Source organism: Acidobacteriota bacterium (assembly GCA_016208495.1).
Taxonomy (GTDB): Bacteria; Acidobacteriota; Blastocatellia; order Chloracidobacteriales; family Chloracidobacteriaceae; genus JACQXX01.
This window is the reverse complement of the sequence record JACQXX010000037.1, coordinates 1-17,260: the sequence shown is the minus strand read 5'-3', so window position 1 is coordinate 17,260 and position 17,260 is coordinate 1. Positions and strand designations below refer to the sequence as shown.

The following is a 17,260-nucleotide window of genomic DNA, read 5'->3' as shown; positions in this document are numbered from 1 at the left end:
TTGCTGGCTACAAGTTAAAAATGCCTGTCCGGAACCCGGTTTTCAAAATCCTAAACGCTGAAAGGACCACGCGCATGATCCAGCCAACTGCGGCACAAGACTTGCTCCAACGAGTCTCTGGAACCTATCAGACCATTCTTGCAGATCCCCCCTGGCGATTTGATAATCGAACCGGAAAAATGGCACCTGAGCACAAACGCTTATTGCGGTACCCAACCCTCGAATTTGAAGAAATTTATGAGCTTCCGGTGTCTCAACTTGCTGCAGCAACAAGCCATCTTTACCTCTGGGTTCCAAATGCTTTGCTCGCTGAAGGACTGGAAACCATGAAGCGTTGGGGGTTTACCTATAAAACCAACCTGGTGTGGTACAAGATCCGCAAAGATGGTGGCCCGGATGGTCGAGGCGTTGGTTTCTACTTTCGCAATGTCACCGAACTGGTGTTGTTTGGTGTTCGTGGAAGTATGCGAACGCTGAAACCCGGACGCCGCCAGGTGAACCTTGTCGCAACCCAAAAACGCGAACATTCACGCAAACCAGATGAACTTTATCCTCTGATTGAAGCTTGCAGCTTGGGTCCCTACCTTGAGCTTTTTGCCCGTAATCCACGACCAGGGTGGACACAGTGGGGTAATGAAGTTGTGGAAAATCCTGAAGCCTCGGCAGATGATTTCAAAGTGGTCTCAATTCATAATCATCGGCGGAAGAATGTGATTCAGGGTGATTTATTTGCTCAAGTTGCTGAACGGTAATTCAACAAAAGAAAATCCTTCAGTCATCCGCCTCGTTTATTTTCTAAAAGAAGAATGCTTTTTCAGCGACAAAATGCCAAAGATCTGATTCATCCGTCTGACAACCAGATCGCCCGTCAACTCCGGTTTCTCAAAAGCTATGGTCGGTCAGCCTATGCGTCGCTGACAGATGCTCAGGGAAACTGGGTTCAGGTCGGAGGTGGTCGAGCGACCTGTGTTGTTGAGTACAAAAATGCTGAAACTGGGCGTATTTTCCGAGCTTTCCAAGAACAACCTGTTATTCCACTGGAATTTGATGGCGCGGTACTCAGCTTTGCGGGAAGTCAACTTCGATTATCCCAAAACGAGTGGTTCACAATTGAGCAGGTGATTGAGGTCTTCCTGGCTTTTCGCCATCAACAACCTTTTCCAGAAATAGTCCACTGGCGTGACATCACCGACCAGATAACAAAGTGACAAAATGACAAGGTGACAGGGTGACAAAGTGACAGGGTGACAAGGTGACAGAGTGACAAGGTGACAAAATGACAAGGTGACAAAATGACAAGGTGACAGGGGGACAAGGGGACAAGATGACAAGATGACAAGGTGACAAGGGATTTTTTTCATCCCTCATCCCTCATCCCTCATCCCTTGGTTTCGGCCCTGAACCCTGGCTACTCACTCCAACCAAAATTCCTCATCAAACACATCATCGGTTGGTGACACAGCGACTTCAGCCTCTTCAGCTCGCCGGGTGGCAAAATATTCGACAATCTGTTTGGCTTTGATCGGACCGACAAACGGCGTCAATTCAACTTCGGATGCCCGCCGGACATTCTCCAGACTGCCAAGATTGCGCAGCAGCCGGGTTTTGAGCTTGGGGCCGACGCCAGGAATCGCCAGCAGTTCCGAATCGAAATCCCGCATTTCACGGCGTTTGCGGTGATAGGTCACGGCAAAGCGGTGGGCTTCGTCACGAACCATCTGGACCAGGTGAATCAGCGGCGAATGGTGATCAATCCGCACCGGGTCGCGTTCGCGGCCTTTGACGAAGAGCAGTTCCTCGCGCTTGGCAATTGCCACCATCGGCACGGCTTCGAGCCCAAGCTGACGCATCGCCGCAGCGGCGGCTGACAACTGACCCTTCCCTCCGTCAATCAGCACGACATCCGGAAGTGGTTTTTCTTCCCGCAAGAGCCGCTTGTACCGGCGCCCGACGACTTCTTTCATTGATTTAAAGTCATCAATGCCCTCCACCGTCTTAATCATAAACTTGCGGTATTCGGCCTTGTTCATCACGCCGTTGTCGCATACCACCATTGAGGCCACGGTTTCAGCGCCTTGAATGTGCGAGATGTCAAAGCACTCGATTCGGCCAGGAAAACAAGGCAATTCGAGCGTGTCGGCAAAGTCTTCGAGCACTTTCTGCATATCGGGTTTGAGCACCCGAAACCGCTGGTCAAATGAAATCCTGGCGTTGCGTTCCACCAGATCAATCAAATCGCGTTTCGGACCACGCTGCGGATCGAGAATTTTCACCCGCGTGCCACGCCGCTGGGTGAGGAATTCCTCAAGCAACGGGCGGTCTTCGAAGTCAACTGGAACGTGGGCTTCACTTGGGACATAGTTGCCCAGGCTGTAGTACTGTTTGAGCGCGTCACCAATAAAGTCACGCGGGTCAAAGCCTTCGAGCGGCAAATCTTCCCAGAAAAATTCGCGTCGCCCGATGATTTTTCCGTCGCGCATGGTAAACAACTGGAGTGCGGCCCGGGCACCCTCGCGAAAGTACCCAAAAATATCAATGTCCGCCGCTGTTTTGAGCATCATTTTCTGCTCTTCCCCAAGCCGTTCAATCAACTTGATCTGGTCTCGATAGCGCGCGGCTTGTTCAAACCGAAGATCTTCCGCGGCTTTCTCCATTCGTTCGCGCAGACTGACAATCAGATCCTGTTTCTTGCCTTCGAAAAACAGCTTCACGTCCTTAACTGCTTCATTATACTGGGTTTTCGAGCAGAGATCTTTGACACATGGACCAAGACAGCGCTTGATGTGGTATTCCAGACAGGGCCGTTCGCGTCTGCCATCAATTTCAATCTCGCAGGTTCGAAGTTGAAATAATTGATTGATGAGCTTTAATGTCTGCTGCGCCAGCGACGCCGGCAAATAGGGCCCGTGGTATAGCGCCTTGTCGTTGAGCACACGCCGGGTTTTAATCACACGGGGAAATCGCTCATTTAACGTTAGCTTCAAGTGGGGATACTGTTTATCGTCCTTGAGCATCACATTGTAGCGAGGCTTGTATTCCTTGATCAGATTGCTTTCCAGGATCAACGCTTCGATTTCCGTATCAGTGACAATAAACTCAAAATCAACAATCCGTGACACCAGTTCACGGGTTTTGGCATCATATGCCCGCGATTCCTGGAAATAACTGCGAACCCGATTGCGCAGGTTTTTCGCTTTTCCAACATAGATAATCCTTCCGGATTTATCCTTGTGCAGATAACATCCCGGACTGGTTGGTAAACTGGAGACTTTTTCTTCAAGGTGCATAAGCTGTGAGTTAGTGGTTAGTGGTGAGTGATGAGTGGTTAGTCATTCATTTTGAGGAAATACCAACCACTAACCACTCATCACTAACCACTAAAAAAACAATAACTTCCGAAAGAGACTGTTTCGAATATGCCGTTTCAAAATGTGTTTGTGCGTGGATGGAAAGTGACCCTGATGGTCGCGATGTGTTTTTTGATGGTTGCGCCACTGGCGGTTCGATTGCCGAATTCCAGTGTACTTGCGGCAGACAAAGGCCCGCAACCGATGGAGGTGGTCATTCAATGCGTAGAGGCATTTTTTAATAATGATGACACCAAAATCCGTGGCTTTATGACTGATAGCGCCCAGACCGTGCTTGCCAATATGGCCACGACCGATGCCAGCGGGTACGCGGAAATCAAACGCGCTATTTTGAGCAATCACCCGTTGACCAAACTGGCCGAAACCGGAATCCGCACCGAAGTCATTACTGGCGCAGGTGGTCAGCGACGTGTTCAGCTCCGTTCCGGTGGGAAAATTTCCGGAGAAGTTCAGTTTTCAGAAATTGCCGGTCCGGCTGTTTCTGAAGACCTTTCCATCATCGAGGTTCGGCTGACGCAGTTTGAAGGCGAACCAGCCGCCCTTGCCTATCAGGTGATTTTGCTCAAAAACAAAAAGAAAAAAGATAAGCCCTGGCAGATTGCTTCTTTTTACAGTATTGCCGAAGGCGGAAAACTCGATGAGTTCTTCAGCCCTGAGCGACTGGTTGCGCTCCGGATCCAATCCAATGAAGAAGCAATCATGCAGATTTTGCGCAACGTTCAAAACTCCCAGGCTCAATACTTTATCGGTAATGGAAAACAGGTGCGCTATGCTATGTCGCTGGATGATCTGCGCCGTGAAGGACTGGTCGGGACTGACATTGCGAGCGGCAAAGTGAAGGGCTATCGCCTGGAACTGGTCGTCAATAACAACCAGCGCCCGCCGGTCTTTGCGCTCTATGCCACCCCGAACGAATACAACAAATCTGGACGCCGCTCATTTGTAATCGAAGAAAGCGGAACGCTCCACGGGGCAGATCGGCAAGGATTGCGCGCCACCCCAAATGATCCGGAGATCAATGCGCCAGATGAAAATGGGGATGAGGACTAATACCATTTAGGGTTCAGGGTTCAGGGTTCAGGGTTCAGGGAAATACAATCTTTTCAATAATTTATACCAGTTTGTAGTTAGTAGATCGTAGTCAGTAGTCCACTAACTTTATTTGATTGAATTACTGACTATTTTCTAATGCGGGGATTTCATTCCAAAATGGTTTTAGCCTTGCCATAATACAAGGGAGTCAATCCAAAATGGTATACGGCTGAAAAGACCGGGGTTGAAGACAGATCTAACCTAAAAACTTCAGGTTAAAAATCTTCAGCCCTGAACCCTGAACCCTGAACCCTGAACCCTGAACCCTGAACCCTAAATCCTATGTCTGCCAATCCTATCCATCTCTACACACTTGAAGAATATTTCGCCCTCGAACACGCTGGCGATGCCCGCTATGAATACTGGCAAGGCGAAGTCGTCTGTATGAGCGGCGGCAGCAAGGAACATAGTCGCATTGCCCGCAATGTGAATGGCCACTTGTTTTCAAAGACAACAGGGTCTTCCTGCGAAGCATTCAACAGTGACTCAGCCGTCAAAACACCTGAACTTCCGCCGTACCGGTATCCTGATGCTTCAGTTGTCTGTGGGAAGGCGATCTTTGAAAATATTCAGGGGATTGATGTTCTGGTGAATCCGGTGTTGCTAGTCGAGATTATTTCTCCAACCTCGGAAAAGCGCGACATGGAAAGAAAACTGGAGATCTATCAGGCGATTCCTTCGGTCAAAGAATATCTGGTGATTTATTCGACCAAACGGCAGGTCATCCAGTTTATCAAGCAGGAATCAGGTGAATGGAGTAGATTGGAAACAACTGATGAACAGGGAGTTGTGGAACTGACTTCGGTTGGGTGCCGACTTGAGATGACGGATATTTATGATCGGGTCTAGCATTGAACCCAAGTTCTCTCCATCTGTTTTCAGCCCGATTTCTTCAGCCCGATTTCTTCAACCCACAGAGGTTTTTTATGTCTGCCAATCCAGTTCATCTCTACACGCTTGAAGAATATTTCGCTCTCGAACACGCAGATGACGCCCGGTATGAATACTGGGATGGAGAAATCATTTGCATGAGCGGTGGTAGCCGAGAGCATGGTGAAATCTCGATGAATGTTGCGGGTAATCTGTTTAGCCAGCTTAGAGGCTCATCGTGTCGTGTTCATACCGCAGATTCAGCCGTCAAAACCCCCATCTTTCCTCCGTATCGTTACCCAGACGCTTCAGCCGTTTGTGGCAAAGCCATCTTTGAAAACATTCAGGGGATTGATGTTCTGGTAAACCCGGTGTTGCTGGTCGAGATTATCTCTCCGACTTCGGAAAAGCGCGACCTGGAAAGAAAACTGGAGATCTATCAGGCGATTCCTTCGGTCAAAGAGTATCTGGTGATTTATTCGACCAAACGGCAGGTCATCCAGTTTATCAAACAGGAATCAGGTGAATGGAGTAGATTGGAAACAACTGATGAACAGGGAGTTGTGGAACTGACTTCGGTTGGGTGCCGACTTGAGATGACGGAAATTTATGATCGGGTGTTTGAGTAGGACGCGGTTCAAAGCAACAGCGTCCTTACGTTCTTGCCTTCCTTTTGATTTTCCCTCTACTGAATTGCCAGCACAGCCGTTCCGCAAATACGCCCCGCACGCAAATCATTGAGGGCATCATTGGCATGTTCCAGCGGATACACCGTAACCTCAGTGTGAACTGGCACTTTCGGAGCAATTTCCAGAAATTCCTCGCCATCCTGACGGGTCAGATTGGCAACTGACCGAATCACCCGCTCTTCCCATAAAATCCGATATGGAAACGACGGAATGTCGCTCATGTGAATTCCAGCACAGACCACAATCCCACCTTTGGTCACTGCCCGCAGTGCTGCCGGCACCAACTCTCCCGCCGGGGCAAAAAGAATCGCCGCATCCAGTTTTTCTGGAGCTTCCTGACCTGGGTCGCCAGCCCAAACGGCCCCCAATTTTCGCGCAAATTCCTGTCCTTCGCTATCGCCTTTTCTGGTGAAAGCATACACCCGCCGGCCCTGGTATCGCGCCACCTGAATCAACATATGTGCCGCTGAACCAAAGCCGTAAAACCCCAGGATTTGAGCCGATTCAGTCATTCGCAAGGCCCGATAGCCAATCAGTCCGCCACACAACAGCGGTGCGGCTTGCAAATCCGGGTAGCCTTCTGGAATCGGGAAGCAATATCGTTCATCCGCAACAGTTTGTTCGGCATAGCCACCATCCAGATGATAGCCGGTGAATCTGGCGTCATCGCAGAGGTTTTCTTTTCCCCGCTGGCAAAACGGGCAGATGCCACAGGTCGAACCAAGCCACGGCACACCAACCCGTTGACCAGGTTTGAGATGCGTCACCTGTTCACCCACCGCTTCAATGATGCCAACGATTTGATGACCAGGAATCAGTGGCAGCTTTGGATTGGGGAGTTCACCATCCACCACGTGCAAATCTGTCCGACATACGGCACAGGCTAAAACCCGCAACCGTACTTGCTTCGGGCCAGGCACCGGGTCTGGAAGTTCAACCATTCGAAGCGGTTGACCGACTTGCTCAAAAATCATGGCTTTCATAATTGCACCGATGAGGGTTCCGGGTTCCGGGTTCAGAAACAGAAAAAGACAAAAAGGACGAAAAGGACCCAAATTTGAAAACCCGGAACCCGGAACCCGGAACCCGGAACCCGGAACCCGGAACCCGGAACCCGGAACCCTGACCCCTCAATCACTCAAACATCTCTTCAGCCTTCACAATCCGAATTTTCTTCTCAGTGGCAGCCAGCGGGAATTTTTCAATCTCCTTGTCTTCCTTGAGAATATCATCCGGAGTGGTGCTGTCATATTTCATGGGTGATACTGTGTTGGCGAGCATGTGCTGTTTGAGCGACTCGGCATCACGCGTAATCATCACCACTTTGAATGACTGTGAATTGAGGTGTTTTTTGATTGCGGCGTTGACTTCGGCCAGGGTGAGTTTCGGTAACCGCGTCTGGATTTCCTGGATGTAATCTTCAATTCCGTAAAACTTTGAATCCATTCGGTATCCCAAACGACGGCTCAATGTCTGAACCCACAACCGGCTGTAATTGAGCAGGAACTTGCGGGTTGATTCAAATTGTTCCTGAGTCATCCCGTTTTTCACCAGCCGGTCGGTTTCCCACATTGCTTCCCGGAGTGCAAATAACCGGACGGCATTTGGTACGGGTCGGATCCAGATGCTGAAATATTGCTTCTGGCGGGGCACGTTGGGCAGTGCAAAGGTCGAGCCGCCTTCCTGAACAAAGTGCTCGACGTAGGAATAATCTCCATAGTTTAACCCGCGCTTGCCACGCATATTCTGCATCAGCACACCGTTAAAGGTCCGGTGTTCGCCAAGATAGGAATTGGCCACCAGCAAGGCGTAAAACTCTGAATCTTTGCGCGTCACATTGACCGGGAAGCCGAGTGAAACCGCCGTGGCATCGGTATCTTTTTCAATCAACGTGACTTCCAGCCCCGAAGGCGGCGTGATGGTTCCAGCCCGGAGGTCTGCCGGTTTTCCAACGGGAAGCGCTGAAAAATCTTTCTCCATCTGGGCAACAAAGGTCTTGGGCACATCGCCGGCCACGCCGATCATCAGGTTGGCCTGGGTGTAATACTCCTGGTAAAACGCTTTCACATCCTCCAGTTTCAACGCGTTGAGCGACCGCACCGAACCACCGATCACGTGATCATAGGCGTGGCCCCGGAAAATTTCGGTTTCAAGCGTCTGTTTGCCAAATTCTTCGTCGTTGGTGCTGCGAAGCGAGGTCTTCAAGTAATTGACCGCATCTTCGCGGACCCGATCAAATTCAGCCTGCTCAAACCGGGGATGGAGCAACACGTCAGAAAAAATCGCATAAAACTTGTCGAGGTGGTCTTTGTGGACTTCCCCGACCATCGTCACGGTTTCTTTTTCGACTTTGACCGAGACATCGGCGGCCATGGGGTAGAGCTTCTTGAGAATGTCTTTAAAGGTCATTGACTGGCTGCCACCTTCTTCGATTAACCCGGCGGTCAGTTTGGCGATGCCTTCTTTTCCTGGCGGATCATAGGCGGAACCAGCCCGGAACATCACCCGGATGGTAATCAATGGCGACTGACTGGGCAGCACCACTTTACTGATGCCGCTTTTGGCTTTTGATTGACCAGTTTTCGGCCCGATTGCCTGCACCAGTCCTGGCGCCATCATTCCCGTGACCACCAGCCCCAGCATCAAACGATTGAAAAGAGTGGTGAACTTCATTTCGCGCTCCCTCCTTTCAATGTCAAAACGGTGCGGTTTTCTTTCGTGAAAATCTGTTGGGCCACGCGCTGAATGTCAGCCGGAGTGACCTGGTCATAGAGTTCGAAGGCTTTGTTGACGGCTTCGGGTTCACCCGTCAGCTTGATGTAGTTGCCAAGTGTATAGGCGACTTCATCTGGGGTTCGCAGTTGCATGGCAAAGTTGTAGCGGAAGTTTGATTTCACTTCGGCCAGTTTATCGTCATCCACCGGCTTGATTTTTAATTCTTCCAATTTGGCATAGACTTCATCGCGGACTTTGGCCAGTTCGGCTTCATTTTTGACCCGAACGTAGATTTCAAATGAACCTGGGTCCCGGCTGTCGTCGGCACTTGCGGCGAGCAAATCGGCGCGTTGTTCAGAAAGCACCAGCTTTTGATAGAGCGCCGACGTGTTGCCAAAGGCCAGTTTCGCCAGCAGATTGAGCGCCACTTTGTCTTTGGTTTCAGTTGAGAATGCTGGCGCGTGAAATGCCACCACCAGATAAGGTAACGTGCGACCTTTCCACGGGATGTCAGCGACTTTTTCTCCGGATTGGGCTGGTTCGACCGGAATATCAGCTACGTGGTTGCCGTGTTTCCACGGACCGTAGTATTTTTCAGCCAGTTTAAAGAACTGTTCCGGCTTCACATCGCCAACCACCATCACCGTGCAGTATTCCGGACGATAAAACCGGTCAAAGAATTTGAGGCTGTAGTCATATTGATTGGGCATATCCACAATGTCTTTTAAAAACCCAATCGTTGAGTGTTTGTAGGTGTGTTTGCTATACATGGTGTCGCGTTCGGCTTCATTGATCGCCAGAAATGGAGACGCGGCACTTTTGTTGTATTCACCAAGCACGGCCTTGGCTTCTTTCTGAAAATCTTCGAGTGAATATTTCAGATTCTGGAAGCGGTCTGATTCCATATCCATAATGGTTTCAAGCGCGCTGGCCGGAGCGGTACTGTGATAGCAGGTCCAGTCGTCTGACGTGAAGGCGTTGGAATCAACCCCCAGGTCTTTCAAGATGGCCTGATACTTCTCATTTGAATATTTCGGCGTGCCCCGAAACATCATGTGTTCAAAGAAGTGGGCAAATCCGGTGACGCCGGGCTCGACTTCGTTGCGTGAACCAACCCGAACCACGGTGTAATAGGCCATAATACCGGGGCTGTCAAAGGGCACGACTACCAGTTTAAGACCGTTGGGAAGTTGTTTTTTATGAATTGGATACGGGAAAATTTTTTGCTTTTGTCCAAGAGCCATTGAACTCAGCACGAGTAGGAGCAAAACCGTAACGGCAAGGCGTTTCATCAAGTGTGCGTTTACTCTCCTTGTGGGAATGAAGGTGAATGTTTGGATTGCCAGAGATTATGGCGGACAAGTGGCAACGGGTCTAGCCGTTTCATACTGAACCAGTCAGCACCACCTGCGTCAGCGGGTGGAGTTTTTACCAGTCCCCCCAACCGGAAGGTTTTCAACATGGCCAAATCAAAAAATACGCAACCCCAAGAATATCCATGGATTGAACTTGAAAATGGTTACGCGCTGGCGATCAAAAGTCAGAAACTCATCTGTCGCAATGCAGCGGGCGAAAGCCTGACTTCGATTCCCAAAGCAGTCAGAGAAAGCCAGGTCGCAGAACAACTTCGATCAACCCTTGAGTTTCTCGAACTTCACAAACAGGCGTGCCAGCAGACCGTTGAAAGCTGGATGTTGCGGTCGCTCCCGGTGCCGAGGCGGATCATTGAGGCCCTCTGGGAAGACCTGACCTGGCGCAAAGCACTTGAAAACACAGTCGTGAGTCCTGTTGATCATACAGTCCCGATTCAGTTTGAATCGGCAGGTTTGTTGCGCGGTGCTGACTCTCAGAAAGGACTCGGGCTGGTCAACCTGGATGGCGAAACGTGGTGGACTTCCCTGCCCTTGATGTTAATTCCCCATCCGATTTTGTTGCCAGACCTGAATGATTTTCGAGAATTGCTCGTGGAATTAAACATCAAACAAGGCATTGACCAGATTTTTCGGGAAATTTGGCCACGACCAGCCAGTCTCTCTTCTTTAAAGAGATTGGACACGTATGCGAATGGGAAATTCTCGAAATTTGGCTATGTCTGGGGACGGTGTCAGAAACTGGGCTTCCGATTGCAGGCCGGGCACGCTCGTTGTCCGGTGTGGGAAGGTGGGCATCTGATTGAAGCCCGCTATGCCATCACCGACTCCTCAAGCGGGTCAATGGTTACTGGCAACCTCGAATGGGTGGATGACTCCGGAAAAATTCTTAAAGTGGCTGATGTGGGGCCGGTTGCGTTTTCGGAAGGCAACCGAATGGCAGCACTTATTTTCGCAGCTCGAAAACTCAGCAGCCAGGAGTCACCCCAGCCACTGATTTCCCAGACAGTTGAAACGCATCCTGCCCAGAGAACACCCGGTATTTCGATTTCACCGCTCGAAATTCTTCATTCTGGTGGGCTTGCTCTCCATGATGTGCCGGTGCCGGAACAGGTTCGGGTTGATCAGGTTAGTGCCCGAACCTATCGCCACCGGGCGTTTCCGGGTCAAATCGTGACGCGGCTGGTAGCCGACGTGCTGGCACCCGGCATTGATCGGGAAATGGAAATCTTGGGATTTGATGCACCTGACATCACAGCCAGCCTGGCCCAACAACGGCGGCGGGCAATTGGATTTCCCGGCTGGGCACTGGTTCACCATCCAGATCACGCTTCGTTTGCGCTCAACGTAGTCAAAGAAATGCGCCAGCACACCCAAACGGCCCGGCGGAAAAAGAGTGCGGCGATAGAGGGTTTTGACAATCTGGCTGTCAGATTAGAACGGGCTGTCCCGCATTTTCTTCCATCCTATTTTGAAGAAGTTGGGCGTGTGTTCATTGACCTGGGAAGTCCAACCCTGGCGGCCCAGTACTTTCAAAAAGCCCGTCTGGCGGAAGAAACCTACGCCCTGCCAGTAGATGAAGCCCAGCGGCGCGAAACATTTCTGGAATTTGCCCTGGCCGGAGCGCTTCGAACCTCCGCATTAACCCAGTATGCGGATCAATTGCGCCGAAAATATGGCGCGGCAAAGGCTTATGAATATTTTAAGGAACTGTGTATTCGGCGAACAAGTGGTGGCTTGCCGCCCTGGGGAGGTATGGCCAAACACCTGCGCGCACTTGCCGCTGAGGCTGGACTGGATATTGACCAGGAAGATCAGACACTACTTGAAAAAATCATCGAGTCATCCGTGATTGGCCGTGCCCAGCCGCAATTCTGGCGGGCGTATCGGGCACCGCTGGTGACAATGGCCAGGAAATCGCCCCGGATTCGAGGCATTTTATTAAATCTGTTCCCCGGCTCAATATACTCTCCGATGGAGTTCCACATCTGGTGGCTTGATTTTCTGGATGACTGTAAGGCATTGGAATCACTGTGGATGCCAGCCGACTCATCCACTCCGGAAACAAAACCGGAAGAAGGTGCCGCCCGATGGTTTGAACAAGAAGTAGTCCATACGACTAGCTGGTGGACCCATTACCCGCCAGTACGCTTGTTTCAATTACTGAGGCAAATGACCTATCGACTCAAAGCTGAAAAGACTCTTTTATCACTGGCGATTCCAAATCATGGTCTTGATGTTGATCTGCTGGATCAGGCTCTTGAACTGGAAATTCCAATTGCCGATCCAACCGAAGGAACAAAGTTGAAATGGGACAACTGGCTCAAACCACCCCAGGCATCTGAATTTCAACGTGATCCGATTTTTGTCGCCCAGGATCCGCGATTTCTCCCACTGGTCCATCAAAGCTTTGCCTCTTTGATTATTCATTCTGAACCATTTCGCTTGCTTTCGGTCAGGAAAAAAAGTCTTGGACCTGTCCGACAGGCGTGGTTTGACCAGCAAATTACCACTATTGAAACAGGGCTCCTTCTTGATATTGGTGATGCCCTGCGCCAGTTGTCTAAAGTTGCCTCTCCACAGGTATGGAATGAATTTCCTGAAATTTTTGAACGGCTGAAAAAAGTCAATCTTTCACCAGGGTTAGGCCGCACATTGCGCGGTGGTGTGATGGATGAATTTGGATGGCCTGAGCTGGAAGCCGCCATTGATGACTTAAGCATTCGCCGACACGAAGGACTGATCTTTCAAGGCGCATTTCCCTATCTGGTGGTTTCAAATCAAAGGCAGGCCATAGTCATCGGACCGCCAGGAAGAGTGGGGGTCTTCGAACTACAGTTTCCAATTCGGGTAGCACGATTTGTGGATGGTCAGCTTCTGGTTATGAACTATAAAAACGACAAATCGAAAGCATACTGGTCTCATGACCCGGCCACTCTGTTTACAATCCCAGCCTTATATGACACCTCATCATTGGAAGGATTGAGCTTTCCAGTCCCAGGTGGTGGATTTACCTTTGGTGGTCGTGTGGTACGAGCTGGTGACACAGAGCCAAACATCAAGGTTCAAACTAAACTCTTGTTTGATGGTTCGACATTTTGGCGTTACCAGTATGTCCAGAAGCTGGGGGCCTATGCCTACCAGGAATTCAATCCACAAACTGATGAAGAAGGTCGGGCTTCGGTGCCGGCATTTATCGAAGAATATAAAATTGATGGCACGACTATTGATTTTGAGCGGGTCCAGTTGTTTCCATTACCCAAGGAGCTGGAAGGAACATTGCTCGGCAGTCGTGATGGGATGGCCGGGTGGCGCTCTCGAAAATGGGATCAACTACCAGGAACAGCCTTTCAACCCCGTGAATATGAGGGGATTGATGGACGGAGTTTGAGAAAAGATTTTGGGGATTCAACCATTCAGGCCATGCTCAAATTTCCTGGATGCGAAGACTTTCATGCCGTTGCCCCACATCGTGATAGTGTTACTGTTTGGAACCTGGCTGAATCAGGGCGCATCGGCACCTATATCTATTCACCAAACGTTAACTCAGAGTATGCCCGAGGGACCTATAAGTTTTTACCTCCTGTCTGGTGGCATTTTCTCAAAGTTCGCGATGAAGCCGGGTCACTTGCCCTGCGCAAGCTGTCGGACGAAACCGCACACCTGTTATTCGATTTTGGGATCGAAGAAGTATTCAACCTTGAAGCTGATCTCAAGCAAAGCCTTGATTCGCTTGTCGAGAAACTGTCGCATCTACTTCCAGAATTAACGCATTCAAATTTAAAACGCGGGGTCGCTGGAATCATCCTGGAGACAGCCACTTTGAACAAAAAATTACACAAACTGGTGTCACCTCCCAAACCAGCTCCTGTTGTTGAAGCTGAAAATCTTGATCTGATTCCATTTCCACTCGATGAAAAGATCAACCTGGCCTTGAAACCCTTTGGAATCTATTCCAACTCAAACCAGGGCAAATCCATCGGCAAACATATCGGAGAAATCAGCAACTGGTTTCGGGCAGCATACCTTGGGAATCAAGAAGAACTGAATAAACTGAAGGCTTGCCCATTAAGCTCATCAGATTTTCATTTCATTCGATTGATGGGAAAAATTGGTGGGCCAGCATTTATCGCAGCGGTGAACTATCAGTCAGCGCTGGATGGTCCACTGGTGCATAGCTCTGAAATCCTGGACTTCCTTGAAAGCTGGGCCAACACCATTTTTGCGGACGACACACTCCAGTTTCGGTTTTTCAAAGGCACATGTACCAGTTCTAGCGAGGAAGATGCCAAATGGAAGAGACCAGGGAGTTTCTCGGCATTCGTGGAGAATGGCAATATTTATTTCACCCGCGTCGCCAAGGAATGGCAGGCGGCTGAATATAAAATCACCTTTTCAGCTCTGGAGCTGGCACCAATCGGAGACTTTAAGCCACTGGGTCATACAATTATCCATACCAGTATTCCAATCAGAAGCTGGAACGGTACAGAACGCATTCGTACATTCGTCGAACTGGTCCGTCAACGCGGAGGGATTCCCTGGAGTGAAACAATTGCTGAAACGCTCTCACAAAAAACCGGTCTGAGTCGAACTGCTGCGATTTTGTTGTGGTTTGGGTGTTTGCATTTTGATGTGTCGTTGTATGAACCCAATTTTCTTCCTCAAGCGTTTCTCACCCAGTTTGGGTTGAAAAAAGGAATGGCCTACACCGCTCGCGAAGAAGAGTTGAGCGCTGAGTGTTCGACTGAAGACAGTCTGGAACTCTATGCCGAGATTATGCCGGAGGCAGTTGAGACATTGTGGAATCCGCTGGGCACGGGGCCAGATGATGAAACCAGCCTGGTGTCACGTCTGGCTCACGTCTGGAATACTCGGTTTGGTAAGCGAATCTCCGTCTCAGACGCCATTCGAACTCTGGTTCAAAAGAAACTCAAAAGGCTGCCGCTCAAAACCAGTCTTCTCCTGCAGTTGATTTCAAGACCTGAGAATTTGGGGTACCTCACAACAGACGTAGTTTGGGAAATTCAAAGTGACTGGTCTTATTACTCCAAGACCTGTAAGCCAGTGAGACCGCTGTCGCCGGATGAACATCTGGTCAATCCTCACTGGCGAACTCGACATTTTAGCCACGACGTAGCCACGACGATTGCCTACTGGGTGCCGTTCTTATTTGAAAACTTACCTGTGGGCCATGCACTCCGTACCAATTGCGCTGAGGTTTTTCAGTTGAGCCGTGAACGACTCAAAAACCCTGAATTGTTGGTGGATCTTGGCTTTCGCTGGGTAAGTTCACAAAATGAAGGAGATATCGCACTTCGAGCCTTTGGGGATGAACCCTACCAGGTGTTTGAACAACAAGCAGGAGCATCAATAACAGGCCGGGACACCGGAGATATGGTTGCTTTTCTGAAAATGCACCCAACTATGACAACCGGCTCCTTTGGCGTCTGTTTTCGTCCAGCGAAGGTGATAGACTTCGAAGCGCTGAACAAAATTGCGAAGAGCGCCAATTTTCAGGCCCGGCCAAATCACATTGCTCAGCTCAAATCGGAAGGAATGGCCGCAATCGCCGAGCGCATCCGGTCAACACCCGTGCCGGCTGGACAATGGGAAACCAACCCGTTCTATTCCGCTCCGGAACTCGTGGCCGAAGTCAAAACCACGCTTGCACTCAGCGAAGATGCTACGATTTTATACCTTCAGGTTCTGGCACTGGCTGAACCAACCACCAGCAACCTCAAGAAATGGAACGGCTGGGAAGCCAAACGTACCAAAAAAGCGGTGGCAGAACTCGTCAGTCGGTCGCTTCTGATGGAAGCCAAACGCGCCCGTGCCGGACGTACATTCTTTCTCCCAGGTGGTTGGACGGTTTTGAAAACGCCGAATTTACCGCTCGAAACCTGGAAACTGCCGCTCTACGGTATTGTGTGGCAAACAGGCAGCACCTACGAAATGCCATTCAACCTCGTGTTGCCGCTCCAACCGCATCATCTGCTGTTCGAACAAGCCTGGAATCGGGTCAAATATGGTAACCCGCCAGGATATGAAGCAGTTTAGGAATTCGAGTTCCAGAAAATCAAAAGACAAAGAAGGACAAGAAGAACGAAAAAGGGTTCGAACCTCCTGCCCCCTGAACCCATAAGTGCCAGGATAAGGGTTTTAGGCCCGGAGGGTCGTCGTTTAATAGCCGTGGTGCGAAGCCCACGGTCACGGCCAGGATCGAATCCAGATCCTACAAGAGCATCATTCAATACCAACGGAAAGGGCACTGGCTTTCTTATCCTGGCGCTTATGCCCCTAAACCCTAATCCTATGATCATCCTCAGTGAAGCCACGCTCCAAAATCCAACCACGCCGAGCGAGCAAAATAACCTCGACTTGACCGATGCCGCACAGATGGCTGGATGCAAGGTGTATTTCATCCCGAGTGATTTTTCAGTGTGTGAAACGGCTGAAAATGCACTCTGGCATATCCCGGAACAGACAACCGAAACTGTGGGCGTGTGGATTGGGTTCATTCCATCGGCGGAACGCTACGCGGCGATTTACACCAAAGCGCTCAAAAAAGGCATCCGGCTCATCAATTCGATTGATGAACATCTGACCGCCCAGGAATTTGACCGCGCTTACCCGCTGCTCTCAGGACTCACACCCGAAAGCCGGACACTGACCAGCCTCGAAGAAACCGCTTCCGTTGGCGAAGCACTTGGCTTCCCGCTCTTTGTCCGGGGTTCAGCCCGGTCCAGCAAATCCGATGGCTGGAGCGCCTGTGTTGCGGACTGTTCCACAAAACATATTAAGTTGCTATATGCTTTGCTCCGACGGTTTTGCCGCGTGAGCGGATTGCCTTCGGAAGTTTCGCGCTCAGAGTGGCTGGCAGGTCGTGACGAGCCTCTGGCGCTCTCCCCTGCGGACAGGTCGTGTCCTCCCGGTTGCCCCAGCTTCCGGTTGACCAGCTTCTTGAGTCGGCCCCGCAACAGTCTACCTTCCCGTCATCCGGTGGTGACTCCACCATCGGGCGTTCAGGCGGTTCCAAGCGGGCCTTTTTCCACGCCAGATGACGTGCCAAAAGAAGTTCCTTGACCCTCCAGCGCGGCGTCCACGTCCGGATTTCAGGGTCATTTACTCTTCGTTTGGTATGCTCGGCACCAACTCT

Annotated in this window: 11 protein-coding genes; 7 read left to right on the top strand and 4 right to left on the bottom strand. The window is 50.4% G+C overall.

Annotated elements, in window-relative coordinates; genetic code table 11:
* The first annotated feature begins 74 nt into the window (after positions 1-74).
* Both HY774_06360 and HY774_06355 read left to right on the top strand, forming a co-directional pair.
* Positions 75-752 carry an S-adenosylmethionine-binding protein gene (locus tag HY774_06360; protein ID MBI4748093.1) on the top strand — a complete coding sequence of 226 codons (678 nt, stop codon included), beginning with the start codon at positions 75-77 and terminating at the stop codon, positions 750-752.
* Between the two features lie 54 nt (positions 753-806).
* Positions 807-1,208 carry a hypothetical protein gene (locus tag HY774_06355; GenBank protein MBI4748092.1) on the top strand — a complete coding sequence of 134 codons (402 nt, stop codon included), beginning with the start codon at positions 807-809 and terminating at the stop codon, positions 1,206-1,208.
* 204 nt (positions 1,209-1,412) lie between these two features.
* On the opposite strand, the gene uvrC is transcribed toward HY774_06355, so the two are convergent.
* A complete protein-coding gene (gene uvrC / locus HY774_06350; protein MBI4748091.1) occupies positions 1,413-3,287 on the bottom strand; it encodes an excinuclease ABC subunit UvrC in 1,875 nt (624 codons plus the stop codon).
* A gap of 129 nt (positions 3,288-3,416) precedes the next feature.
* On the opposite strand from uvrC, the gene HY774_06345 reads away from it, so the two are divergent.
* From HY774_06345 to HY774_06335, 3 genes are all read left to right on the top strand, one after another.
* Positions 3,417-4,418, top strand: coding sequence for a hypothetical protein (locus HY774_06345; GenBank protein ID MBI4748090.1), 1,002 nt, complete (start codon positions 3,417-3,419; stop codon positions 4,416-4,418).
* 324 nt (positions 4,419-4,742) lie between these two features.
* Entirely contained in the window at positions 4,743-5,309 is a 567-nt protein-coding gene (locus HY774_06340) for a Uma2 family endonuclease (protein MBI4748089.1), read from the top strand.
* A 77-nt stretch (positions 5,310-5,386) separates the two neighbouring features.
* Positions 5,387-5,959, top strand: coding sequence for a Uma2 family endonuclease (locus tag HY774_06335; protein MBI4748088.1), 573 nt, complete (start codon positions 5,387-5,389; stop codon positions 5,957-5,959).
* A gap of 56 nt (positions 5,960-6,015) precedes the next feature.
* On the opposite strand, the gene HY774_06330 is transcribed toward HY774_06335, so the two are convergent.
* From HY774_06330 to HY774_06320, 3 genes are all read right to left on the bottom strand, one after another.
* Positions 6,016-7,002: a zinc-dependent alcohol dehydrogenase family protein gene (locus HY774_06330; protein ID MBI4748087.1), complete on the bottom strand. Its 987-nt coding sequence runs from the start codon at positions 7,000-7,002 to the stop codon at positions 6,016-6,018.
* Between the two features lie 151 nt (positions 7,003-7,153).
* Positions 7,154-8,692: an insulinase family protein gene (locus tag HY774_06325; protein ID MBI4748086.1), complete on the bottom strand. Its 1,539-nt coding sequence runs from the start codon at positions 8,690-8,692 to the stop codon at positions 7,154-7,156.
* Positions 8,689-10,026, bottom strand: coding sequence for an insulinase family protein (locus tag HY774_06320; GenBank protein MBI4748085.1), 1,338 nt, complete (start codon positions 10,024-10,026; stop codon positions 8,689-8,691). Before HY774_06320 ends, HY774_06325 begins: the two co-directional genes overlap by 4 nt.
* A 168-nt stretch (positions 10,027-10,194) precedes the next feature.
* Between HY774_06320 and HY774_06315 the strand changes: the two genes are divergently transcribed.
* Positions 10,195-16,161 carry a DUF4132 domain-containing protein gene (locus HY774_06315; protein ID MBI4748084.1) on the top strand — a complete coding sequence of 1,989 codons (5,967 nt, stop codon included), beginning with the start codon at positions 10,195-10,197 and terminating at the stop codon, positions 16,159-16,161.
* Between the two features lie 255 nt (positions 16,162-16,416).
* A complete protein-coding gene (locus tag HY774_06310; protein ID MBI4748083.1) occupies positions 16,417-17,187 on the top strand; it encodes a hypothetical protein in 771 nt (256 codons plus the stop codon).
* Positions 17,188-17,260: the final 73 nt, after the last annotated feature.